The 22,468-nt window shown below is 65.7% G+C and carries 19 protein-coding genes and 1 tRNA gene; 11 read left to right on the top strand and 9 right to left on the bottom strand.

Translation table 11 applies throughout. From position 1 onward, the window contains the following. The first annotated feature begins 400 nt into the window (after nt 1-400). Nucleotides 401-1,768 carry a group II intron reverse transcriptase/maturase gene (gene ltrA / locus U9J41_RS25295; RefSeq protein WP_322401867.1) on the top strand — a complete coding sequence of 456 codons (1,368 nt, stop codon included), beginning with the start codon at nt 401-403 and terminating at the stop codon, nt 1,766-1,768. 110 nt (nt 1,769-1,878) lie between these two features. On the opposite strand, the gene U9J41_RS25290 is transcribed toward ltrA, so the two are convergent. Further along, nucleotides 1,879-2,805, bottom strand: a complete 927-nt coding sequence (locus tag U9J41_RS25290) for a LysR family transcriptional regulator (protein WP_322404937.1) — start codon at nt 2,803-2,805, stop codon at nt 1,879-1,881. Between the two features lie 173 nt (nt 2,806-2,978). Between U9J41_RS25290 and aceB the strand changes: the two genes are divergently transcribed. Then, on the top strand, nt 2,979-4,568 hold the full coding sequence (gene aceB / locus U9J41_RS25285) for a malate synthase A (protein WP_322404936.1): 1,590 nt from the start codon (nt 2,979-2,981) through the stop codon (nt 4,566-4,568). A gap of 148 nt (nt 4,569-4,716) precedes the next feature. Here aceB and U9J41_RS25280 read toward each other — a convergent pair whose 3' ends face one another. Beyond that, nucleotides 4,717-5,361: a 2-hydroxychromene-2-carboxylate isomerase gene (locus U9J41_RS25280; RefSeq protein ID WP_322404935.1), complete on the bottom strand. Its 645-nt coding sequence runs from the start codon at nt 5,359-5,361 to the stop codon at nt 4,717-4,719. Between the two features lie 16 nt (nt 5,362-5,377). Beyond that, complete coding sequence (gloB, locus tag U9J41_RS25275) at nt 5,378-6,175, bottom strand: hydroxyacylglutathione hydrolase (RefSeq protein WP_322404934.1); 798 nt, start codon at nt 6,173-6,175, stop codon at nt 5,378-5,380. A gap of 23 nt (nt 6,176-6,198) precedes the next feature. Between gloB and U9J41_RS25270 the strand changes: the two genes are divergently transcribed. The 4 genes from U9J41_RS25270 to U9J41_RS25255 all read left to right on the top strand — a co-directional run bounded on the left by U9J41_RS25270 (nt 6,199) and on the right by U9J41_RS25255 (nt 8,352). Next, nucleotides 6,199-6,984 carry a class I SAM-dependent methyltransferase gene (locus U9J41_RS25270; RefSeq protein WP_322404933.1) on the top strand — a complete coding sequence of 262 codons (786 nt, stop codon included), beginning with the start codon at nt 6,199-6,201 and terminating at the stop codon, nt 6,982-6,984. 24 nt (nt 6,985-7,008) lie between these two features. Continuing rightward, the gene (gene rnhA, locus U9J41_RS25265; protein ID WP_322404932.1) at nt 7,009-7,449 is read left to right on the top strand and encodes a ribonuclease HI; all 441 of its coding nucleotides are present in this window, start codon (nt 7,009-7,011) and stop codon (nt 7,447-7,449) included. Nucleotides 7,450-7,499: 50 nt separating this feature from the next. Then, nucleotides 7,500-8,207: a DNA polymerase III subunit epsilon gene (dnaQ, locus tag U9J41_RS25260; RefSeq protein ID WP_322404931.1), complete on the top strand. Its 708-nt coding sequence runs from the start codon at nt 7,500-7,502 to the stop codon at nt 8,205-8,207. Between the two features lie 70 nt (nt 8,208-8,277). Next, nucleotides 8,278-8,352, top strand: a tRNA-Val gene (locus tag U9J41_RS25255). Nucleotides 8,353-8,525: 173 nt separating this feature from the next. Here U9J41_RS25255 and U9J41_RS25250 read toward each other — a convergent pair. The 3 genes from U9J41_RS25250 to U9J41_RS25240 are packed head-to-tail and all read right to left on the bottom strand — an operon-like array spanning nt 8,526 to nt 11,069. Next, the gene (locus U9J41_RS25250) at nt 8,526-9,113 is read right to left on the bottom strand and encodes a TadE/TadG family type IV pilus assembly protein (protein WP_322404930.1); all 588 of its coding nucleotides are present in this window, start codon (nt 9,111-9,113) and stop codon (nt 8,526-8,528) included. Between the two features lies 1 nt (nt 9,114). Further along, complete coding sequence (locus U9J41_RS25245) at nt 9,115-9,618, bottom strand: TadE family protein (protein WP_322404929.1); 504 nt, start codon at nt 9,616-9,618, stop codon at nt 9,115-9,117. Beyond that, the gene (locus U9J41_RS25240; RefSeq protein ID WP_322404928.1) at nt 9,615-11,069 is read right to left on the bottom strand and encodes a pilus assembly protein TadG-related protein; all 1,455 of its coding nucleotides are present in this window, start codon (nt 11,067-11,069) and stop codon (nt 9,615-9,617) included. Before U9J41_RS25240 ends, U9J41_RS25245 begins: the two co-directional genes overlap by 4 nt. Before the next feature lie 244 nt (nt 11,070-11,313). On the opposite strand from U9J41_RS25240, the gene U9J41_RS25235 reads away from it, so the two are divergent. Continuing rightward, nucleotides 11,314-11,928: a hypothetical protein gene (locus U9J41_RS25235; protein WP_322404927.1), complete on the top strand. Its 615-nt coding sequence runs from the start codon at nt 11,314-11,316 to the stop codon at nt 11,926-11,928. A gap of 132 nt (nt 11,929-12,060) precedes the next feature. Next, on the top strand, nt 12,061-14,223 hold the full coding sequence (locus U9J41_RS25230; protein WP_322404926.1) for a galactocerebrosidase: 2,163 nt from the start codon (nt 12,061-12,063) through the stop codon (nt 14,221-14,223). Nucleotides 14,224-14,254: 31 nt separating this feature from the next. Here U9J41_RS25230 and U9J41_RS25225 read toward each other — a convergent pair whose 3' ends face one another. From U9J41_RS25225 to acnA, 3 genes are read right to left on the bottom strand one after another with little or no spacing between them, the layout of a single operon-like run. After that, a complete protein-coding gene (locus U9J41_RS25225) occupies nt 14,255-14,989 on the bottom strand; it encodes an ABC transporter substrate-binding protein (RefSeq protein WP_322404925.1) in 735 nt (244 codons plus the stop codon). Between the two features lie 20 nt (nt 14,990-15,009). Then, nucleotides 15,010-15,906: a GntR family transcriptional regulator gene (locus tag U9J41_RS25220; RefSeq protein ID WP_322404924.1), complete on the bottom strand. Its 897-nt coding sequence runs from the start codon at nt 15,904-15,906 to the stop codon at nt 15,010-15,012. 39 nt (nt 15,907-15,945) lie between these two features. Continuing rightward, on the bottom strand, nt 15,946-18,573 hold the full coding sequence (acnA, locus tag U9J41_RS25215) for an aconitate hydratase AcnA (protein WP_322404923.1): 2,628 nt from the start codon (nt 18,571-18,573) through the stop codon (nt 15,946-15,948). 212 nt (nt 18,574-18,785) lie between these two features. Here acnA and U9J41_RS25210 point away from each other — a divergent pair, with 212 nt between their 5' ends. The 3 genes from U9J41_RS25210 (at nt 18,786) to U9J41_RS25200 (ending at nt 22,372) form a co-directional block, all read left to right on the top strand. Further along, a complete protein-coding gene (locus U9J41_RS25210) occupies nt 18,786-19,859 on the top strand; it encodes a lactonase family protein (RefSeq protein WP_322404922.1) in 1,074 nt (357 codons plus the stop codon). Between the two features lie 18 nt (nt 19,860-19,877). After that, a complete protein-coding gene (locus tag U9J41_RS25205; protein WP_322404921.1) occupies nt 19,878-21,206 on the top strand; it encodes an MFS transporter in 1,329 nt (442 codons plus the stop codon). A 101-nt stretch (nt 21,207-21,307) separates the two neighbouring features. Beyond that, nucleotides 21,308-22,372 (top strand): porin, encoded by a 1,065-nt coding sequence (locus U9J41_RS25200; protein WP_322404920.1) that lies wholly within the window; start codon nt 21,308-21,310, stop codon nt 22,370-22,372. Nucleotides 22,373-22,468 lie beyond the last annotated feature (96 nt).

Raw genomic sequence — 22,468 nt, 5'->3', positions numbered from 1 at the left:
GTGCGCCCAGCATGGGCGCACTCTTGCGGGTGAAAGTCCCGCCGCAAGCTGACCACAGCGAGCGAAGTGAAGCGCAACTGCGGAAGAGTAATCGACCGTGGGGAGGAAGCGTGAATCGTAAATCATGAGCCGATGGACAAGAATCGCATAGAAGGCGCTGCCGAGCAGGGCGAGCGGGCGACAAACCGCGAAGCTCTTGTGGTCGAGGCGAAGCGGCGTAGATGCGGCGGTTGTGTGATGAAGGAGTGCGGCCCTTACCTGGGGACGCCCCGCCTCACGCCTGAAAGGGCGGCGGCGCTGCCGTAGCGGGGTCTCAGCAGAGGTCATAGTAGTTGGCGGTAGCGCCGGGAAGGCTCGACCCCGCCGACGAAGGACCGAACGAGTAGGAGTGTTGTCCGGCATGTCGATGCGACAGGCAATGCGTCAGATGCCCGCCAAGGCGGGGCGGGAGGCCGTAGGTCAGGGTGAAGCCTTGGCTGAAATCTCCAGCGACGAAGCCTGTCGCCCGCGACATGCGTCAGGAGACGCGGGATCAATGCTGCTGCATGCAGCGTTGAGAAGGGAAAACCTGCTGCAAGCGTTCAAGCGTGTGCGCGCCAACAAGGGCGCAGCCGGGGTGGATGGTCGGGACATCGACGAAACCTCGCGCTACCTGGCCGTGGCCTGGCCGGGGATACGCGAACAATTGTTGGCGGGGACGTACCGGCCCAGCCCGGTACGCAGGGTAACGATTCCGAAGCCCGACGGTGGCGAGCGCGAGCTTGGCATCCCGACGGTGACGGATCGGCTGATCCAGCAGGCACTGCTCCAAGTGCTGCAACCGATTCTTGACCCCACATTTAGCGAGCACAGCTACGGCTTCCGCCCAGGCCGGCGTGCGCAGGACGCGGTACTTGCCGCCCGAGCGTACGTCCAGTCGGGGCGGCGGATCGTGGTGGATGTGGACCTGTCGAAATTCTTCGACAGGGTCAACCATGACATCCTGATCGACCGCTTACGGAAACGCATCGACGACGCTGGCGTGATCCGGCTGGTGCGCGCCTATCTGAACAGCGGCATCATGGACCATGGCGTGGTGCAGTCTCGGCATGAAGGCACGCCGCAAGGCGGTCCGCTCTCGCCCTTGCTGGCCAATGTCCTGCTCGATGAAGTGGACAAGGAATTGGAACGACGCGGCCATTGCTTTGCGCGCTACGCCGATGATGCGAACGTGTACGTTCGCAGCAAGCGTGCGGGCGAGCGGGTGATGGTGCTGTTGCGCCGCCTCTATGCCAAGTTGCACCTCGTGGTCAACGAAACCAAAAGCGCGGTCGGCAGCACCTTCGGTCGCAAGTTCCTCGGTTACAGCCTGTGGGTGGGAAGGGGGAGGGTGGTGAAATTGAAGGTCGCGGAGAAGCCGCTGGCAACATTCAAGCAACGCATCCGCGAACTGACAAGACGCTCTGGCGGCCGCAGCATGCTCCAGATCGTCGAGAGGCTGCGCTCCTACATGCTTGGCTGGAAAGGGTACTTCAAATATGCCGAAACCCCGAAGATATGGAGACAACTCGACGAATGGCTGCGTCACAGGCTCCGGGCGATCCAGCTCAAGCACTGGAAACGCGGGACGACCATGTATCGGGAACTGCTTCGACTCGGGGCAATGCCTGCTGTTGCCGAGCAGGTTGCGGCAAATAGCCGTCGCTGGTGGCGCAACGCCGACCGGCTGTTGAAGTCAGTCCTTACGGTTGCCTACTTCGACCGGTCGGGAGTACCACGCTTGTCCTGACCTCAACTACTCGAACCGCCCGGTGCGGACCCGCATGCCGGGTGGTGTGGCAGGGGCGCAGCTAACATTAGCTGCCCCCTATGCCGATCATCGGTTTCAGGGCGTCTTGCTCATGGCTCCCGCGGCTTGCCGAGGCTGTTCCTCCAGTACGCCGGCTGCGAATACGCGTGGCGCAGGAAATCGACGAACACGCGGATCCGCAGCGGCAGGTGACGGCGCTGCGCAAACACGGCATAGATATCGTTGCCCGGCGCCGCGAACTGCTCCAGCACCGGCACCAGCAGGCCGCCTTCGATTTCCGAACTCACTTCCCACATCGACCGCCAGGCCAGGCCGCGCCCGGCCATCGCCCAGTCGTGCAGCACGGCGCCGTCGTTGCACACCATATTGCCGCCCACCTTCATCGTGACGATCTTGCCGTGGTCGCGGAACGTCCAGCCGCGCTGGCTGCCCTGGCTGCTGATCGCGAGGCAATTGTGCTTGCCCAAGTCGTCGAGTGTCTGCGGCGTGCCGTGACGCTTCAGATAGCCCGGCGTGGCGACGACGACGCGGTGGTTGTCGGCCAGTTTGACGCCGACGAGGTTCGAATCCGTCAGGCTGGCGATGCGGATCGCGATGTCCACGCCTTCGCCGATGACGTCGACGACGCGGTCGGACAGGTTCAGGTTGACGCTGACCTCGCGGTGTTCGGCGAGAAATGACGGCACGAGCGGCGCCACGTGCTGGCGCCCGAACCCGGCCGGCGCCGACACGACGAGGTGCCCGGTCGCCCGTGCGCTCCGTTCCGAGACGGCCGCTTCCGCTTCTTCCAGCTCGGCAAGGATCCGCTGGCAATCCTCAAGGAACGCCGCGCCTTCGTCCGTCAGCGCCAGCTTGCGCGTGGTACGCTGTAGCAGCTTGACGCCCAGCCGCGCTTCCAGCGCATCCAGGCGGCGTCCGATCATGGCCGGCGCAATCCCTTCGGCACGTGCCGCGGCCGACAGGCTGCCGCGGGCGATGACTTCCACGAAGGTCGATATCTGGCGAAAATGGTCCAACGGAAAACCTCGATTCTGGTGTTGATCTGTGACAAAAACGCACAAATGAATATATTTTTTGTCTCGTTTAGGCGAGTAATAGTGAATATACTTGAAGCAATATCAAACGCCAAGGCGGCTTGTGCCAAGCCGGTGCAGTAAAGCCGAATTTCATACTAGAACAGGAGAAAGCAATGACCATCGCCACCCCAGCCGGAATGGAAATCCGGGCCGAGATCAAGCCCGGCTACGAACAGATCCTGACGCCGGAAGCGCTCGCGCTGGTAGCGAAACTGAGCCGCGAATTCGAACCGCGCCGGCAGCAACTGCTGGCTGCCCGCGTCGAGCGCGCCAAGCGCCTGGATGCCGGCGAGCGGCCGGACTTCCTGCCGGAAACGGCGCACATCCGCAACGGCGACTGGAAGATCGCCCCGATCCCCCAGGCGCTGGAATGCCGCCGCGTGGAAATCACCGGTCCGGTCGAGCGCAAGATGGTCATCAACGCGCTGAACTCGGGTGCGGACAGCTATATGACCGACTTCGAGGATTCGAACACGCCGAACTGGGACAACCAGCTCACCGGCCAGCTGAACATGCGCGACGCCGTGCGTAAAACGATCTCGCTGGAACAGAACGGCAAGCAATACAAGCTGAACGACAGGGTCGCGACGCTGGTCGTCCGTCCGCGCGGCTGGCACCTGGACGAGAAGCACGTGCTCGTCGACGGCAAGCGTATCTCGGGCGGCATCTTCGACTTCGCCCTGTTCATGATCCACAACGCCAAGGAACAACTGGCCCGCGGCGCCGGTCCGTACTTCTACCTGCCGAAGATGGAATCGCACCTGGAAGCGCGCCTGTGGAACGACATCTTCGTGATGACGCAGAACGAACTGGGCCTGCCGCAAGGCACCATCAAGGCGACCGTGCTGATCGAGACGATCGTGGCCGCCTTCGAGATGGACGAGATCCTGTACGAGTTGCGCGAGCACAGCGCCGGCCTGAACGCGGGCCGCTGGGACTACATCTTTTCGTGCATCAAGAAATTCAAGCTGGACAAGGACTTCTGCCTGGCCGACCGTCCGAAGGTCACGATGACGGCGCCGTTCATGCGCGCCTACGCGCTGCTGCTGCTGAAGACCTGCCACAAGCGTAACGCACCGGCGATCGGCGGCATGTCCGCGCTGATCCCCATCAAGAACGATCCGGAAAAGAACGAAGTCGCGATGGGCGGCGTGCGCAGCGACAAGGCGCGCGACGCGACCGATGGCTACGACGGCGGCTGGGTCGCGCACCCGGGCCTCGTCGAGCTGGCGATGACGGAGTTCAAGAAGGTGCTGGGCGACCGTCCGAACCAGATCGACAAGCAGCGTCCGGACGTCGACGTGACCGCGAAGGACCTGTTGGACTTCCGTCCCGAGACCCCGATCACGGAAGCGGGCCTGCGCTACAACATCAACGTCGGCATCCACTACCTGGGCGCCTGGCTGGCCGGCAACGGCTGCGTGCCGATCCACAACCTGATGGAAGATGCCGCCACGGCCGAAATCAGCCGTTCGCAGGTCTGGCAGTGGATCCGCTCGCCGAAGGGCGTGCTGGACGACGGCCGCAAGGTCACGGCCGAGATGGTGCGGGCGATGATCCCGGAAGAGCTGGCCAACGCGAAATCGGCCGCCCCGAACGGCGACAGCCCGACCTACGACCGCGCCGCCCAGATCTTCGAACAGATGTCGACGTCGGAAGACTTCGCCGAGTTCCTGACGCTGCCGCTGTACGAAGAAATCTGATCGCTTCACCCGCCCGCGCGCCATTGTCCGCGGCGCTGCGGGCAGGGTGGGCGGCTGTGCTGTGCTGCCGCGCGTCGGCGACGCACGCGTCGTCCACGCGTTCAGCGGCCGGCGGCATGACCGGGTCGTCGACGGCAGCGGCGTGCGCTCACCGCCTCCGCTGCGCCAACGGCGCCCTGCCGACGAACTCGCGCAACACCGCCTCATCGATCCCGTTGCCCTGCACCCGCCAGAGCAGTGCATCGATCCGGTCCGCGCCCCAGAACAGTTCCTCATCCCAGTCGACCCGGAACGTCGGCACCCCGAACACGCCATCCGTCGCGGCCCGTGCCGTCGCGTCCGCCAGCGCCTGCTTGATGGCCGGCGTCTTGGCCGCCGCCAGCAGGGCGGTCCCGTCCATTCCGGCCTCGTCCGCCAGGCGCACGAGTGTCGCCTCATCCATCAGGTTGGCGCCACGCTCCCAGGTCGCGCACGTGAACGCGACCAGCAGGTTGCGCCGCGCGGCATCGTCGGCCACCGCCGTACACATCAGTAGCGCAGCCAGTGGACTGAACGGATGGCCGGGCGGTCCGGCGAAGGGCAGGCCGCGCCGGGCCGCTTCGCGCATCACGTCGCGGAACAGGTAGCGGCGCTTGGCGTCCACCTCGGCCGGGCCGATATTGGCGTGCGCGTTCAACAGACCCGCGAACAGCACGGGCACCACGACGATGCGCGCCCCGGCCGCCTCGATGCGGTCGAGGTCGCGCAGGCCCAGCCAGGCGTACGGACTGACCGGATCCGCATAGCAGCGCACCGTGGTCACGGCGCGCTCAGAACACGTTCTTCCACTCGCGCAGCGCCGCGAACACGGCTACGGGATCCGCGTCGGCACCGAGGCGGCCGGCCGCCGCCAGGCTGGCGACGATGGTGGGCTCGCGCGTGCGCAGGAAGGGATTGGTTGCCTTTTCGATCGCGATCGTCGACGGGATCGTCGGCAGGTGCGTGCCGCGCAGCTGGCTGTCGTTGGCGATGCGCATCTGCAGCGCCCGGTTGCCCGGTTCGAGCGTTTCGGCGAAGCGCAGGTTGGACAAGGTATATTCGTGGGCGCAATAGACCAGCGTATCGTCGGGGAGGGCGGCCAGCTTGGCCAGCGATGCCGCCATCTGCGCGGGCGTGCCTTCGAACAGACGGCCGCAGCCGCCGCCGAACAGCGTGTCGCCGCAGAACAGCCAGTGGGCGCCGCCGTCCGGGCGGACGTAGGCGATGTGGCCGTTCGTGTGGCCGGGAACGTCCAGCACGGCGAGGTCGAGTGCGAGGCTGGGCACCCGGACGCGATCGCCTTCGCCCAGCGGGTGACTGACCACCGCGATGCCGTCGTTGCGGGGGCCGAACACGGGCACGTTGCTGTGTTCGAGCAAGCGCATCACGCCGCCAATGTGGTCAGCATGGTGATGGGTGAGTAGAATGGCGGTCAGGGTGAGCCCATTTGCCCGCAGGGCCGCGAGGATCGGTTCGGCGTCGCCCGGATCGACCGCAGCCGCATGGACCCCGTCATGGATGAGCCACAGGTAATTATCCTTGAACGCTGGCACGGTCAGTACTGCAAGTTCAGTGGGCGAGGGAGTCATAGGGGTATGAATAAGGGTTGGGCATGGACAGCGCGGCATCCGAAAAATCCATTATAGCGCTCGACCGCTGGCTGCAATCGCCGGCGGGCGCCTACGTGCGCGCGTGGGAGCAGGCGTGCCTGGACGAGTTGACGGTCGATATCTTCGGCTTCAACGCGATCCAGATCGGCGTGCCCCAGATCGACGCGCTGGCCGCCAACCGCATGCCCAATAAATGGCAGGCGGCGACGCGTACGTCGACGGCCGACGAACTGGCCTATGCGAGGACGGGCAAGCAGATCGCGGTGGCGCTCGACTTCGCCGACCTGCCGTTCGCCTCGCAGAGCCTGGACCTCGTCGTGCTGCCGCACGTGCTCGAGTTCGCGGCCGAGCCGCACCAGGTGTTGCGTGAGGTCGAGCGGGTGCTGATCCCGGAAGGCCAGGTGATCATCTGCGGCTTCAATCCGGCCAGCCTGTGGGGCATGCGCCAGGGGATGGGCCGCATCACGAGCAGCGACTACCTGCCGGCCGCGGGCGAGTTCATTTCTATGCCGCGCCTGAAAGACTGGTTAAAATTGTTGAATCTCGGCGTCACGCGCAGCCATTTCGGCTGTTACGCGCCGCCGTTCCGGACCGCGCAGTGGCTCAACCGGTTCGCCTTCGTCGAAGGGGCGGGGCGGCGCTGGTGGCCTTATCTCGGTGCCGTGTACATCGTGCACGCGATCAAGCGCGTGAAGGGCATGCACATCATCGGACCGGCCTGGAACAAGAAGCCGAGCAAGGCGCCGCAGGCGGTGCCGGCGACCAACCGCAACGAACATCACAAGTAATACGTATAAGGAAGAAAGCGCAGCATGACCAAAGTTCAGATTTATACCGACGGCGCCTGCAAGGGAAATCCGGGCACCGGCGGCTGGGGCGCGCTGCTCGTGGCCGATGGCGGCCACGAAAAGGAGATCTTCGGCGGCGAGCCGAACACGACCAACAACCGGATGGAATTGCGCGCCGTGATCGAGGCGCTGATCACGCTCAACCGGCCGTGCGAGGTCGTGCTGCACACCGACAGCCAGTACGTGCAGAAGGGCATCTCGGAATGGATCCACGGCTGGAAGGCGCGCGGCTGGAAGACGGCGGCGAAGGAACCTGTCAAGAACGACGACCTGTGGAAGGCCCTGGACGCCGCCCAGCAGCAGCACGCCGTCGAATGGCGCTGGGTGCGCGGCCACAACGGCCATCCCGGCAACGAACGTGCGGACGTGCTGGCGAATATGGGCGCGGCGTCGGTAAAGCGCTGATTTTGCTATACTAATTGGTTCTTCTTAACGCTTTTTGAGTCTTCACGCGCATGCGCCAAATCGTCCTCGATACCGAAACCACAGGCCTGAATCCGCGCACCGGCGACCGCATCATCGAGGTCGGTTGCGTCGAAATCTTCAACCGCAAGCTGACCGGCAATAACTTCCACCGTTATATCAATCCCGAGCGCGACTCGGACGAAGCGGCACTGGCGGTCCACGGCCTGACGACCGAGTTCCTCAGCGATAAACCGAAGTTCCACGAGATCGCCCACGAGCTGCGCGAATTCGTGCAGGGCGCCGAGATCATCATCCACAACGCGCCGTTCGACCTCGCGTTCCTGAACCACGAGTTCGAACGCATGGGCCTGCCGCCATTCGTCGAGCATTGCGCCAGCGTGATCGACACCTTGGTGCACGCCAAGGAACTGCATCCCGGCAAACGCAACTCGCTGGACGCACTGTGCGACCGCTACGGCATCTCGAACGCGCACCGCAAGCTGCACGGCGCATTGCTGGACTCGGAGCTGCTGGCCGACGTCTACCTGGCGATGACGCGCGGCCAGAACACCTTGTCGATGGATGTCGAGGTCGAAACGGGCAGCGACGGTCTCGTGCTGGAAGCCGGTCCGCTGGGCGACATCCTCGTGGTCCCGGCCAGCGCCGAGGATCTCGCCGAACACGACAACATCCTCGCCGCGCTCGACAAAGGCGTGAAAGGCGAATGTGTTTGGAGAAAATATTCTCCGCAGGGGTGACAAAACGCAAAACGCCCCCTATAATGCTCGTCATTGCAGCGATGCAATCGCAGCAAAGCAGTAGAAAGTAGGGCGGTTAGCTCAGGGGTAGAGCACAGCATTCACACTGCTGGGGTCGCAAGTTCGAAACTTGCACCGCCCACCAGAATATAAGGTTTCGATTTATAGGCCTCGATCCCGTTAGCGAGTTGGGAATTTGGGGAATCGGAACAAAAGAAAGCCAGCGACAAGCTGGCTTTTTTTTTTGGTTTCACGAATCAGATCGCATCGACGCTCGGCAACCTGGTATTCACCACGCCGCATCCGTCGACTGTGCCGTCAGGTACACGGCATGGCGCCGATCGTCGCCCCGAGGGTGCCTGCCGGGACGATCGTCTCGGCTGACGGCAGCTTCATGCCGGAGAGATCGAAGAATGGGAACACCATCTGGTACGGCAGGGTGTCGCAGTTGCCGTCGCCATCCATCGACGCGCACACCCGCGCACGCACGAAGCGGATACAGTTGTCGGCATTCGGGTCGGTCATGCAGTTCAACCGGTTGCCTGCAGGGCATGTCGGAAGAGTACTCATGTGATTCAAGTCCCAGGTCGCCTTCGAGACCGACAGATAGTCGATCTTGACGTTATCGGAAGTGACGGGCGCACCGAGCGCGAGCGGGCCGGATGAATTACGGAAGACGGCATCCGCCTGGACCTTCTGCAGCGCGGTCGTGTCCCTGTAGTCGACGTTTGCCGCCGCGGAGGCGGCGCGGCGCGTTACCTCTTCCAGTGTGTTCAGCAGGAACTCCATGCGTGCCAGCTCGAGTGTGCCGAACACGATCGTAAAAAAGATAATCGCGACCAGCGCGAATTCGACCGCCACGGAGCCTGCCTCTTGTGTTTGCCCTTTGAATTCTCTTCGTTTCATGTCAATTCCCCACGTAGCGCGCCGGCGCATAAGGTGAAATCAACAGACCGGTGTCGCTGCCCGTGAGCGGGTTGATATAAGTGAAACCGATCGACACGTCGAATTGATAAAGCGTGTGATTGACATCCTTGGTGTACGTGACCGTGCATGGTTTCGTCATCGGACTTCCCCCCACCAGGTAGATGCAGAAAATGGCCGGATCCACGGGGACGCCGTCCGGGACGATGCCGGCCATTTCTTTCTCGACGATCTTCCTTGCCAGGGTGAGGGCGGCGAAGTTGCCGTCCGGCCCCGATGTGATGACTTCGACCCTTGGCGCCGTCGACAGGTAGAGCGTCGCGTCGTGCACGGCTTTCTGCGCCGCCGAGTATTGACGAAAATAAAAGGCCAGGACGACCGATGGGAATGTCAGGAACAGCACCAGGAGAGGAAGCACGATCGCCATCTCGATGGCGACCGACCCGTGTTCGTACTGCCGCCCGGTTGACTCGCGTGTTCGTCTCATCGGTAGAGCCTCGCATTGCCGCCCAGTGCGGCCTCGGTGTTCATCCCGGCGAACTCCGCATACAGTGCGGTCGAACTTGCGGGGACCGTCATGAAGAACTTCGCGATCCCGACCACAGTTGCCGTCGAGCTGGTGCCTGCGGGAACAGGGCAGTGCAGCAGCGGAACGTTAAGCACCCGGGTATTGCGGTAGGGTTTGTAAGTTGCACTTCCGCCAGTCGATTGATAGGGCGTCGTGCCCGGATAGGATTGCGCCGCGGGCGATCCTGGGTTGTAGAGCACGCTCCAATCCGCCGTGCCGAAGGTGAGGTAGCCACCCGCCGGTTCGACGCCGCCATTCGCGACATAGGATGTGTACTTGGCCGCTTTTGCATAGGTCCACAGCGGCCCATAGGCGGTCTTCGTCGCGCCCGCGGGCTTTTCCGCGACCGTCAACAGCGGATCCGGGGCCGTCAATGGATTGGCGGAGAGGCCGTCCGGCTTGTATTTCATCCACGTCGCGCTGTTGAGATCGAAGATCCTGACGTTTGGATCGGCCGGTGCCGTCGATGACTGGCACGGCGTGACATAGGTACCGAACCGGGAATTCAGATGCACGTAGAGCGAGCCGATGGGGAAGCCTCGCTCGACCGCGATGTCGCCGCCTCCCAACGTGGGAATCGCCAACCTTCCCGTGCAGACGAACGGCGCGACGACGTCCATCCGGTTCATCATTGTCGTGCCAACCGTGCCGGGCGGTGCGATCGGATTCACCAGGAAGTTTTCGGGCGCGCTTCCGCCGGGGTTCAGGTTCATCAGGTCGTAGCTGACGCCGCGCCTGAAGCCGAATTCCACGAGTTCGCCCGATGGGAGAGAAGCCGCATTCGTATCCGAGTTGGCGCAGATCGCGAGCGGCACTACGTTCAATGAATCGCGGCCAGCCACCGCCACGGCCGCCACATGCGTCTTCGTAAGCACAGGTGACAGGACGGTGATCAGGAAATTGTCGACTTCCCCGTGCCTGGCGTCGAGGGCCGAGGTGTCGACCCGGGCAAAAAACGTCCTGGAGGCGCTGGCCTTTGCCGTTGCGCCGTCCACCCAGCCGCCCGTACTGCCATCGACGCCGGTGCCGAACGTAAGCGCGGCGCTGGACCACGAAACACTGTCGCTGCTGTACGAAAAGGTATAACCGACCACGGCTTGTCCGGCCGCCGCGATGGCCCTGTCGATACCGTCCGGCGTACCGTCCAGGGTCGAGGCCGCGGCCAGGGCGACGGCATCGGCGACACTTTGCAGTTCCGCTTTCCTGTTGTAACTACGGCTGAGGTCAAGAGCCATCCCGAACATCGCGATCATGAGGATGATGACAAAGGGCGTCATGATGGCGATGGCGCCATTCTCGGATCGCCGTCGGCGCAATCGGGTGTGTCGCCGTGCGGAAGGCGGCACCTGCCTTGGTGTTTCGATGGGCACGGATCGATCCTCCTGGTAGCCTGGACAGCTGCCGAAGCAGCTCGCCAGATAAGAATCGTAGAGGCTGGTAGCGCCGGTACGTTGAGGAGTCGCAACGCGGGGTCCGGCGCCAGGGCAATTGCTCGAGCTACACGGCGAATTGAGCGCGGCCAAACCATTCATGCCTGGAGGTTGCTGTCTAGATATAACTGCTTCAGAGTCGACGTCGCGCCGGACCAGGCGACCGACCAGCGAAGGAGGCGATATGTCGATCATCGAAGAGAACGTCAGGCGATTTGCCGCAAACAGCATTTTCCCGTCGTTCTTCCTTGCGGTACTTGGTCTGGTGCTCGCCCAGGCGGGCGCCGCGCAGATGCACGGATCCTGGGGCCTCCATATCTTCGTCGGCGTCCCGGGTGTCGCCCTGGCCGGGCTCGCATTATTTCGGGCGCGATTGCATTGGCCGGCCGCCGGCACGGACGTGCGGCTTGCGCCCGCGCGCGCCCTGGGCTCGTATATTCTGCTGCTTGCGGCAGGTGCCGTCATCGGCGCCGTGGCGTGTTCGGGCCCGGTACTGGCGCTCGGGATCGGAGCCGCCTTCACGTATCTGCTGCCCTGGACGAAGATCCCGGCGTGCCGCGTCCGGTTTGTCGTGTCGGCGGCGGCTGTTCTCGCCGGCGCCGGCGCCGTCGCATTTGTCGCCAACCAGGGAAGCCGTGCGCAATCGCTGTACTTCATGACCGCCGCGTGGCTACTGTATTTTCCCGCGATGGCCATGCATCTTGTCGTACTGCTGTCGCTCGATCGCGGCTACCGTCTCCGCGCGTCGCGCACCACGGCGATGTCGGACCTCGACATGCACGCGCCGCTCCCGCGGTGACAAAGACCGATGCGTCAACGACGTGCCGCCGGCGGCATAGTCATGTGATCGTTACCATAGGTTGGGTTACAATCGCGTTGCGGATCCGGGAAACGTGATCCTTCGCAGATATCGACAACATATGGAGACCCTATGCACACGCGCTTGACCCGCTTACTGATGACGGCACTGGGCGGATTGTCCGTGATGATGGCGGCGCGCGCGGCCGAGCCGGCGCGCGCCATCCAGGTCGTGCAACTCAAGGGCGATGCGGGGGGCAAGCGGTTCGAAGGATTCGGCGTCGTCGACGGCGGCGGCGGCACGTCCGTGCTGCTGAAGGACTATCCGGAGCCGCAACGCAGCCAGATCCTCGACCTGATCTACAAGCCGGACTTCGGCGCCTCCGTGAGCGCGCTGTACGTGGAAATACCCGGCGACGGCAACTCGACCCAGGGCTCGATGCCGAGCCACATGCACACGCGCGACGACTTGAACTACGACCGCGGCTACACCTGGTGGGTGATGACCGAGGCGCACAAGCGCAACCCGCTGCTGGCGCTGGACGGCACCATCTGGAGCGCCCCGGGCTGGATCGGCGACCGCGGCGGCCTGTTCGCCGGCGGCAGTGGCGATGCGCGCTTCTTCTCGCAGGACACGGCCGACTATTACGTGGCGTGGCTGCGCGGGCTGCGCGATGTCTACGGGCTCCGGATGGACGCGCTGGGCGTGCGCAACGAGAAGGGGGTCAGCTACGGGCTGGTCAAGGCGATGCGCAAGACCCTCGATGGCAGCGGTTTCGGCAAGGTCAGGCTGCACGCATTCGACAACTGGCCCGATGAATGGAAGTTCGACTTCGTCAAGGACCTCGACGCCGATCCCGAGCTGGCCGCGGCGATCGGCGCGATTGGCGCACACGTCAACACGGACACCTCGACCGTCCCGGCCGGCGTGCGCGCCACGGCGGCGCGGCTGGGCAAGCCGCTCTGGAACACGGAGGCGCATGTCTACAAGGCCGGCTACGATGGCCTGATCGGGAACGTCGAATCGTTCAACGAGAACTACATCCGCAGCGGCATGACGCGCTTCGTCAACTGGTACGGCATCGCGGGCCTGTACACGATGGAGCCTTATTCCGGCGCGAAGGAAGCGGCGCTGCGCGCCAACTGGCCGTGGAGCGGCCATTACGAACCGAACCCCAGCCTGTGGGGCTATGCGCATTATGGCCAGTTCACGCGGGTCGGCTGGACCTACCTGGATGGTGCCAGCGGCGACCTCGCCGCGGGCGGCACCTACGTCACGCTGAAATCGCCCGGCAAGGATTACAGCGTCATCATCGAGACCCACAAGGCCACGGCGCCGCAGCAGGTGCGCTTCGTGATCGGGCGCGGCCTGTCGCACGCCGGTCTCGCGGTCTGGCGCAGCAATGCGCATGACTATTTCACGCGCCAGGCGGACCTCGTGCCCGTGCGCGGGACGGTCGCGCTGACGCTCGAGCCGAATGCGGTGTATTCGCTCACGACGACGCGTGGCCAGCGCAAGGGCAGCTTCGCCGACGTGCCGCCGCTGCGGCCGTTCCCGTTCCCGTACCGTGAAACGTTCGACGGGTATGCGCACCCGCGCCAATGGGGCTACCTGCCGCGCTATTTCGCCGACATCGCCGGCGCGTTCGAACTGGGCGCATGTCCGGCACGGCCAGGAACCTGCCTGCACCAGGCCGTGCCCGTGCCGACGATTTCCTGGGCGCCGGACTGGAAGCCTTATACGATCATCGGCGACGATGCATGGACCGATTACGAGGCCGGCGCCGACGTGCACGTCGGCCCCGGCGAATCCGCGGCCGTGATGGGCCGGGTGAACCAGGTGGGCACCGGTTACGGCATCATCCCCAAGGGTTACTACCTGCAGCTGGAAGACGGCGGCCGCGTGAGCCTCGTCGTCGTGCGCGGCAAGGCCGACAAGAAGGCGCTCGTCGGCGACGGCGAGCAGCAGGCGCTGATCAAGGCACAGAACGAGGCCGGCGAGGGTGGCGAGAAGGTATTGGCCACGGGCGCGGTGGCCGGTGCCGACGGCTGGCACACGCTCAAGTTGCGCTTCGCGGGGTCGACCATCGGCGGCTTCGTCGACGGCAAACTGGTCGTGCAGGCCGACGATGCGCTGTACGGACACGGCATGGCCGGCCTGATGGCGGGACCGACGTCCCGGGGATTCAGCATGCCGTATTTCGACAACGTCGTCGTCAACCGGATCGACGGCCCGCCGCCGCCCGCCACCGAGGCGCTGCCCGGACAGGCGCCGCTTTATCCGGGCAAGGACTGAGCGCCGCCGGCCATCGCACGGGGCGTCCGGTTCAACCCGCGGCCGGCGCGACCGACGCGCCCTCGATGCCGTGGCGGACCAGGGCGTCGGCCACGAACCCGCTCGCCTTCATCTCTTCGACGAACTGCGCGAGGAACGCGGCCGCTTGCTCGCCGCGGCTCTTCGGCGTGCCCATCGCCTGCTGGATGACCATGAAGCGGCCGTCCAGCAGTCGCAGGCCGCTGGAGCGCCGCGCATCCGCTTCCAGCTGCTGTTTGACGCCGGCCGCCACGTCCGCGCCCGATTCCAGGAAGGTGTCGACGACGGTGGGCGACGTCGGCGCGCGCACGATCTGCGCTTGCCGCAGCGTGCGCGTCAGGTACAGGTCGTAGGCGCTGCCCTTGCCGACCACGACGCGGTTGTGCGCCCGGTCGACGTCCTCGTTGGCGCGGATGGGCGACGCGTCTTTCACGAGATAGCAGCCTTCGATCAGCACATAGGCCGCGCTGAACGCGATGTTCGCGCCGCGCACCGGGTCGATGGCGAAGAAGCCGATATCCGCGGCCCCGGATGCGACGACGTCCACCGATTTGCCGGCCGCGTCCACGACGACGCGTTCCAGGTCCACGCCCAGCAGGCGCGCGAATTCGCCGGCCAGGTCGACCGACACGCCGCGCGCGCCGCCGTCCGCGTCCCGGTAGGCGAGGATCGGATTGCCGAGATTGATGGAAGCGCGCAGCTTGCCGGTCGGGGTGAAGGCGGAGCGGATCGAAGGCGAAAGTAGCATGGTCGTTGTCGGATGGAGGTTCAGGGTTGCAGGATGTGTTCGATTTTCGCCAGCGACCGCAGCGTGTGTTCCAGGTGCTCGCGCATGAAGGCGGATGCTTCGTCATTGCGGTCGCGTTCGAGCAGGTCGAGGATGTGCAGGTGCTGGCGGCAGTGTTCGGGGTAGCGGTCGCGCTTCGTCATCGAGCGGTAGGACAGCAGGCGCCGCACGCGGTTGGCGCGCTTGATCGTATCGATGAAGAACGGGTTGCCGGACGCTTCGACGAGGCTTTCGTGGAAGCGCACGCCGCGGTCGTGCAGCTCGTCCGCGGTGGCCGTCTCGATGCCGCCGTCCAGCAGGCGCAGCTCCGTCTCGCGGCACTGCTGGAGGATCTTGCGGTCCAGCCTGTAGCCCGGTTCGAGCAGCGCGGCCGGCTCCAGCGCCAGGCGCAGGCGGTACGATTGCAGCAGGCTGTCCGGCGTCGTCAGCATCGTCGAGAAGGTCCAGCCGTAGCCGGGCTTGCGCTCGGCCCAGCCTTCCTTCGCGATCCGCCCCAGCACGGCGTTCAGCTGCGCGGCCGTCAGGCCGTAGCGGGTTCTTATGAGCTGCTCGGAGAATTCTTGCGGCAGCTCGTTCGTCAACAGGTCGTCGGCGATCCGGAAATACACGCTCGTGACGACGTCCGGCTCGTCCAGGCCCAGGCGCGCGACGATGTTCGCGACCGGCTCGTCGAGCGACGTGGCGACGAAATAGCCGCGGTTGCGTTCGCGCGTGACGATGCCCCTGTCGTGCAGCAGGGCGAGCGCGCTGTTGACCGGCTGGCGCGACACGCGCAGCCGGTCCGCCAGCATCTGGGCCGGCAGGTGGCTGCCTGCTTCCCAGGCTTCGGTCTTGATCAGTTCGATGATCTGTTTCGGGATCGTTGTTTCGGCGTTCATGGTATTCGTGGATGACGGCGCGCGGGCCTCGTCCGAATATTATGACGCACGCTGATCGGCGATGGTCTTTTGCAGGATGTACGGAATCACGCCGCCCTGGCGCAGCAGGTCGACTTCGAGCCGGGTCTCGACGGCCGCCGTGGCGGCGTACGATTCGACGCCGCCGTCCGCGCGCAGCACGCGCACCGTGATCGTTGCGCGCGGCCCGATCGCATCCGCCGGGGCATCGATCCCGATCCGGTCGCCGGGTGCGATGCGCAGGCGATCCGGCGCGCATTCGGGCGGTACGCGCAGCGGCAGGATGCCCATGCCGATCAGGTTCGACCGGTGGATGCGTTCGAAGCTTTGCGCCAGCACGGCGCGGATGCCGAGCAGGCGCTGGCCCTTCGCGGCCCAGTCGCGCGACGAGCCCGTGCCGTAGCGTTCGCCCGCCAGCAGCACGACCGCGGCGCCGTCGTCGCGGTAGCGCTGCGCCACGTCGAAGATCGGCGCCACGGTGCCGCTCGGGACGTGCAGCGTCTGCCCGACGGGCGACCCTGGCCACAGCAGGTTGCGCAGCGACTTGCTGTAGAACGCGGCGCGCATCATGACTTCCCAGTTGCCGCGGCGCGAGGCGAACACGTTCAGGTCGGCGCGCTCGTCGCCCCGTTCGACGAGGAAATCGGCGACGAAGCTGTCCTGCGGGATCGCGCTGGCCGGCGAGATGTGGTCGGTCGTGACATCGTCGCCCACGACCAGCAGCGGGTACGCCGTGTAGCGCCCCAGCTGGCTGCCTTCGGACAGCGACGCGAACGGCGGCCGGCGCAGCGCCGTCGATGCCGGATTCCACGGGAACAGCGGCGTGTCCGGCACCGCCAGGCCGTGCCAGGCCGGGTTCAGGCTCGCGCGCGCGAAGGCCGTCGGGAAGTCGTCGGGACGCAGCGCGCTCGCCAGCACGGCGTCGACTTCCTCCGCGGCGGGCCACAGGTCGCGCAGGTAGACGGGGTTGCCGTCGGCGCCCGTCTGCACGGGATCGCGGCCCAGGTCCAGCTCGGCGTTGCCGGCCAGCGCGAACGCGATGACGAGCGGCGGCGACATCAGGAAGCCGAGGTCGAGATCGGGATGGACGCGTCCCGGGAAGTTGCGGTTCCCCGACAGCACGGCGACCGGTTTGATGCGGCCGTGCGCCAGCGCGTCCTGCACGGGCGCCGGCAGCGCGCCGGAATTGCCGATGCAGGTCGTGCAGCCGTAGCCCACGATGTCGAAGCCGACGGCGGACAGGTCGTCGATCAGGCCGGCCCGTTCGAGATACGCGGCGGCGGCCGGCGAGCCGGGGCCCAGCGAGGTCTTGACCCATGCCGGCACCTTGAGGCCGCGTGCGCGCGCACGCCGCGCGACGAGGCCGGCCGCCACCAGCAGGCGCGGGTCGGACGTGTTCGTGCAGCTCGTGATGGCGGCAATGACGACGGGATGGCGCGGCATGCCGCCCGCACCGGGTGCCGGCTCGAAGGCCAGGCCGGCCAGCACGCGCGCCGTTTCCGTATAGGCCAGCAGGTCCTGCGGGCGCTTTGGGCCGGCCACGTGGATCGCGACCTGGTCGAGATCGATGTCGATCGTGCGGGTGTAGACGGGGCGCGCGTCCGGATCGAACCACAGGCCGTTGCGGCGCGCATACGCCTCGACCAGCGTCGCGCGCGCGGCCGGGCGGCCGGTCTGCGCGAGGTAGTCCAGGGTGTGCCGGTCGATGGGGAAAAAGCCGGTGGTGGCGCCGTACTCCGGCGCCATGTTGGCGACCACGGCGCGCTCGCCCGCGCTCAGCGTCGCGACGCCGGGGCCGAAGAACTCGACGAATTCACCCGCGACGCCGATCCGGCGCAGGCGCTGGGTGACCGTCAGCGCGAGGTCGGTGGCAACGGCGCCCGCCCGCAGGCGGCCCGTCAGGCGCACGCCGATCACGTCCGGCACGCGCAGCATCGTCGGCATCCCGAACATCACTGTCTGCGCTTCCAGCCCGCCCACGCCCCAGCCGAGGACGCCGATGCCGTTGATCATCGGCGTATGGCTGTCGGTGCCGATCATCATGTCCGGCACGACCCACGTCGCGCCGTCCCGTTCCTCCGTCGTGACGACGGTTGCCAGCTGTTCCAGGTTGATCGTGTGCATGATGCCTGTGCCGGGCGGATGGATGCGCACGCCCCGCATGACTTTCGACGCCCAGCGCAGGAAGGTGTAGCGCTCGGCGTTGCGGCGCATTTCCAGTTGCAGGTTGCGGTCGACGGCGTCGCGTTGCGCGAAGAATTCCACGGCCAGCGAGTGGTCGATCGAGATGTCGACGGGCAGGCCGGGATTCAGCACGGCAGGGTCCCGGCCCGCGTCGTGGAGCGCGTCGCGCATGCCCGCGATGTCGACCAGCGCTGGCGTGCTCGTCGTGTCGTGCATCAGCACGCGGCCCGGCTGGAAGGCGATCTCCGCCTCGCTCGTGCCGTGATCCAGCCAGCCGAGGACGGCGGCGATGCCGGCGTCGCGCTCGTCGCCCGCCGTGTTGCGCATGAGGTTTTCCAACAACAGGCGCAGGACCACGGGCAGGCGGACGAGATCGTCGCCGAAAGCGGCGGGCAGGTCGACCATGCGGTAGCGGTTGCCGGCGTGGTCGAGGTAGGCCGGCGATGGGGGGCAAAAATTTTTCATGAGCCATTGTTGCATATTCTCGATAAAAAATGCAATATACAAAAACAGAACATCAGAAATACACAGGAGACATCATGAAAACCCCCATCCCACCCGGGACGAGGACGCGGCGGCGCCGGGTCCTCCAGGCCATTCTCTCGAGCGCAGGACTCGGCATGGCCGGTGCGTCCCCGGCGCACGCAGTTCAATCCCATCCATCCCAAGGAGTCCCGATGTTTGCCTATGCAGGCTCACGCACGACGCGCGAACGCAACGCCCGTGGCGAAGGTATCAGCGTATTCAAGGTCGACCAGGACCGCGGCCGCCTCGAGCTCGTGCAGATCGTGCGCGACCTCGTCAATCCCTCGTTCCTGGCACTGGACAAGACCGGCACCCATCTGTATGCGGTGCACGGCGACATGAGCGACATCAGCGCCTTCCGTGTCGATCGCGCCACGGGCACGCTGGCATTCGTGAACCGCCAGGGCACGGGCGGCAAGAACCCGGTGCACCTGGCGATCGATCCGGACGGCCGTTACGTCGTCGTCTCGAACCACCTCGGCTCCAGCCTGGCCGTGCTGCCGATCCGGGCGGACGGCAGCCTGGGCGCGCTGGCGCAGTTGGTCACGCTGGAAGGGCCGCTCGGTCCGCACCGCGTGGAACAGAAGCTCTCCAAGCCGCATTTCAATCCGTTCGACCCCAGCGGCCGCTTCGTCATCGTGCAGGACAAGGGCCTGGACCGCATATTTTCGTTCCGCTTCGCCGATGGCAGGCTGGCGCCGGCGGACCCGCCGTTCGTCGCGGCGCGCGAGGGCGCCGGGCCGCGCCACATGGCGTTCGCGCCGCGCCGGGGCATGGCCTATGTGCTGAACGAACTGGATTCGACCGTCACGGCCTATGCCTATTCGGAGCGCAACGGCGCGCTGGCGCCGCGCCAGGTCCTGGGCACGCTGCCGGACACGTTCACGGGCAACAGCCGCGCCGCGGAGATCCAGGTCGACGCCGGCCAGAACTTCCTGTACGCGTCGAACCGTGGCCATGACAGCATCGCAGTGTTTCGCATCGACCCGGCCACGGGGCTGCTGACGTTCCTGGGCGCGGACCCGGCGCAGGGCAGGACGCCGCGCTTCTTCTCCTTGAGCCCTAACGGCCGCTTCCTGTTCGCGCTGAACGAGGACAGCGACAGCATCGTCGCGTTCGCCGTCGACGCGCGCGACGGGCGCCTGACGCCGACCGGCTTTGCGCTGCAGTCGGGCAGCCCGGTATGCATGATCTTCTCCGCACCGGCCCAACCGTCCAATCCCTGACCGAAGGAGACACAACACATGTCCGCCACCCCAATGCCGCAACCGATCGACGAGCGTGCGCTCGTCAGCAAGATCACGTGGAAGATCATTCCGTTCGTATTCATCCTGTACGTGATCTCCTATCTCGACCGGGCCAACATCGGCTATGCCGCCCTCCAGATGAACAAGGAGCTGGCGCTGTCCAGCGAAGCGTTCGGCCTCGTCTCGGGCATCTTCTTCATCGGCTACTTCCTGTTCGAGGTCCCGAGCAACGTGGCGCTGAACCGCTTCGGCGCCCGCATCTGGATCGCGCGCATCCTGCTGACCTGGGGCGTGATCTCGGTGGCGTGCGGCTTCGTGCAGAACGCCACCCAGCTGTACATCCTGCGCTTCCTGCTCGGCGTGGCCGAGGCGGGGTTCTTCCCGGGGATCATCGTGTACCTGACCTACTGGTTCCGCCAGAAGGAACTCGCCACGACGGTCGCGCTGTTCACGGCGGCGATCCCGGTCTCGTACATCATCGGCGCGCCGGTGAGCACGTGGATCATGGACAACGTGAACTGGCTCGGATGGAGCGGCTGGCGCTGGATGCTGGTGCTGGAAGGCGTGCCGGCGGTCGTTGGCGGCGTGTTGTGCTTCCTGTACCTGACCGACCGTCCGCACCAGGCCACGTGGCTCACGCAGGCCGAGAAGGACTGGCTGCAGGCCGAGCAGGACAAGGACCGCAAGAGCCGTCCCGCCGCCGTCCACCTGGACCTCGGCAGGACGATCGCCAACCCGCGCGTGCTGTACCTGTCGTTCATCTATTTCGTGTACCAGTGCGGCAGCCTCGGTACCGGCTACTGGATGCCGCAGATTATCAAGTCGTTCTCGGCCAGGCTGTCGCATACGCAGGTCGGCCTGATCGCGATGATCCCTTACCTGATCGCCACCATCGCGATGATCTGCTGGTCGCGCAGCTCGGACAAACGCAACGAGCGCCGCCTGCATTCGGCCATCCCGCTGGGCGTGGCCGCCGTCGCGATGCTGGCGACGGGCCTCGTGACCGATCCGGTCGCGTCGATCGCGATGATCAGCCTGACGCTGGCCGGCCTGTACGCGTTCAAGTCGCCGTTCTGGGCGCTGCCGACGCTGTTCCTGTCGCGCGAATCAGCGTCCGTCTCGATCGCGATCATCAATTCGATCGGCAACCTGGGCGGCTTCGTCGGCCCGTTCTTCATCGGCTACGTCAAGGGCAGCACGCATAGCGCAACGACGGGCCTGATGCTGCTGGCCGGCCTGGTCTGCGTGGCGTTCCTGATGACGGTCTTCATCCGCATCGACCAGCGCAAGAACGCCGCCGAGGGCGCGCGCGCCTCCGCTCACTGACCTGACCACACGGGCGTACGAGCCCGCCGCGCGCCCCCGCGCGCGGCGGATGGCGTCGTGCGTCCCGACGATCCATGCATCCAACCACAACGGAGACACCCATGAAACCATCGACCATCGCCTGCGCCGTCCTGACCCTGGCCTGCGCCGGCGCCCACGCACAAACCAACGTCACCGTCTACGGCGTCGTCGACGTCGGCATCAAGTACGACAACAGCAGCGCGAAATCGGGCACGTGGTCCGAATCGTCCGGCAACCGCCTGGGCAGCCGCCTGGGCTTCCGCGGCACCGAACAACTCGGTGACGGGTTGCGCGTCGCGTTCACGCTGGAAAGCGGGTTCAACCCGGACGACGGCAACTTGAACAACGGCGGCCGCCTGTGGGGCCGCCAGGCATGGGTCGGGCTGGAAGGCGGCTTCGGCGCGGCCTATCTCGGCCGACAATATAGCTCGACCTACCTGGCGCTGAAGGCCATCGACCCGTTCAAGAACCAGGAAGCGGGCAACGCCCAGCGTACCTATGGCTATGGCATCGGGCAGGTCGATCCGATCTCGCGGGCCGACAATACCGTCACGTACGAGACGCCCGCGGTGAACGGCTGGCACGTCCGCGGCGGCTACAAGTTCGGCGAATCCGCGAACGGCTTCCGCACCAACAGCAGCAGGTTCGTCGGCCTGGTGCACGATGCCGGGCCCTGGGTGATGCACGTCAGCTGGCAGGACAGCGACGGCGTCCCGCTCGGCGCCGCGACGACGCAGCTGGGCGGCATCGTCGCGGCCACCGGCCTCGGTGCATCGACCGTGCGCGTCAGGAATGCGCTCGCGGGCGTCGTCTACGACGTCGGCTTCATGAAGCTGCACGCTGGCTACGGCGACACGAAGCTGTCCGCGGCCGGCGCGACGGACATCCGCAACACGCTGCTGGGCGTGACCGTGCCGGTGCCGACGGGCACGGTGATCGCGTCGTGGAACCGCAGCGACCTGCGCGACCTGGCGCACGGCGTCGCGCAGCAGGCCGGCATCGGCTACAGCTACCCGCTGAGCAAGCGCACGACCCTGTACTCGTCCGCGAGCTGGACGCGCAACGAGAGCCAGGTCGCGCTGAACGCCTATGCCAAGGGGGCGAGCCAGCACGAGGCGCGCCTGGGTATCGTCCACACCTTCTGAACGGCGCCGCGCACGCCACGGTCCGATTCCGCTTGCGGACGGAATTGCTTTAGGCTTAAAGTATCTCCCGGTACGCATCGACCGTTCTTTTCTCCG

This window comes from Massilia luteola (genome assembly GCF_034420155.1).
Lineage (GTDB): Bacteria > Pseudomonadota > Gammaproteobacteria > Burkholderiales > Burkholderiaceae_D > Telluria > Telluria luteola.
The sequence above is the reverse complement of the archived record's forward strand: the minus strand, read 5'-3'. Positions and strand labels throughout refer to the sequence as shown.

Bases quoted from the DNA above. Each gene is read 5' to 3' on its own strand.
- ltrA (WP_322401867.1), top strand. From the start codon at position 401: ATGTCGATGCGACAGGCAATGCGTCAGATGCCCGCCAAGGCGGGGCGG.
- aceB (WP_322404936.1), top strand. From the start codon at position 2,979: ATGACCATCGCCACCCCAGCCGGAATGGAAATCCGGGCCGAGATCAAG.
- gloB (WP_322404934.1), bottom strand. From the start codon at position 6,175: ATGACTCCCTCGCCCACTGAACTTGCAGTACTGACCGTGCCAGCGTTC.
- U9J41_RS25270 (WP_322404933.1), top strand. From the start codon at position 6,199: ATGGACAGCGCGGCATCCGAAAAATCCATTATAGCGCTCGACCGCTGG.
- rnhA (WP_322404932.1), top strand. From the start codon at position 7,009: ATGACCAAAGTTCAGATTTATACCGACGGCGCCTGCAAGGGAAATCCG.
- dnaQ (WP_322404931.1), top strand. From the start codon at position 7,500: ATGCGCCAAATCGTCCTCGATACCGAAACCACAGGCCTGAATCCGCGC.
- U9J41_RS25250 (WP_322404930.1), bottom strand. From the start codon at position 9,113: ATGAAACGAAGAGAATTCAAAGGGCAAACACAAGAGGCAGGCTCCGTG.
- U9J41_RS25245 (WP_322404929.1), bottom strand. From the start codon at position 9,618: ATGAGACGAACACGCGAGTCAACCGGGCGGCAGTACGAACACGGGTCG.
- U9J41_RS25235 (WP_322404927.1), top strand. From the start codon at position 11,314: ATGTCGATCATCGAAGAGAACGTCAGGCGATTTGCCGCAAACAGCATT.
- U9J41_RS25230 (WP_322404926.1), top strand. From the start codon at position 12,061: ATGCACACGCGCTTGACCCGCTTACTGATGACGGCACTGGGCGGATTG.
- U9J41_RS25225 (WP_322404925.1), bottom strand. From the start codon at position 14,989: ATGCTACTTTCGCCTTCGATCCGCTCCGCCTTCACCCCGACCGGCAAG.
- U9J41_RS25220 (WP_322404924.1), bottom strand. From the start codon at position 15,906: ATGAACGCCGAAACAACGATCCCGAAACAGATCATCGAACTGATCAAG.
- acnA (WP_322404923.1), bottom strand. From the start codon at position 18,573: ATGAAAAATTTTTGCCCCCCATCGCCGGCCTACCTCGACCACGCCGGC.
- U9J41_RS25210 (WP_322404922.1), top strand. From the start codon at position 18,786: ATGTTTGCCTATGCAGGCTCACGCACGACGCGCGAACGCAACGCCCGT.
- U9J41_RS25205 (WP_322404921.1), top strand. From the start codon at position 19,878: ATGTCCGCCACCCCAATGCCGCAACCGATCGACGAGCGTGCGCTCGTC.
- U9J41_RS25200 (WP_322404920.1), top strand. From the start codon at position 21,308: ATGAAACCATCGACCATCGCCTGCGCCGTCCTGACCCTGGCCTGCGCC.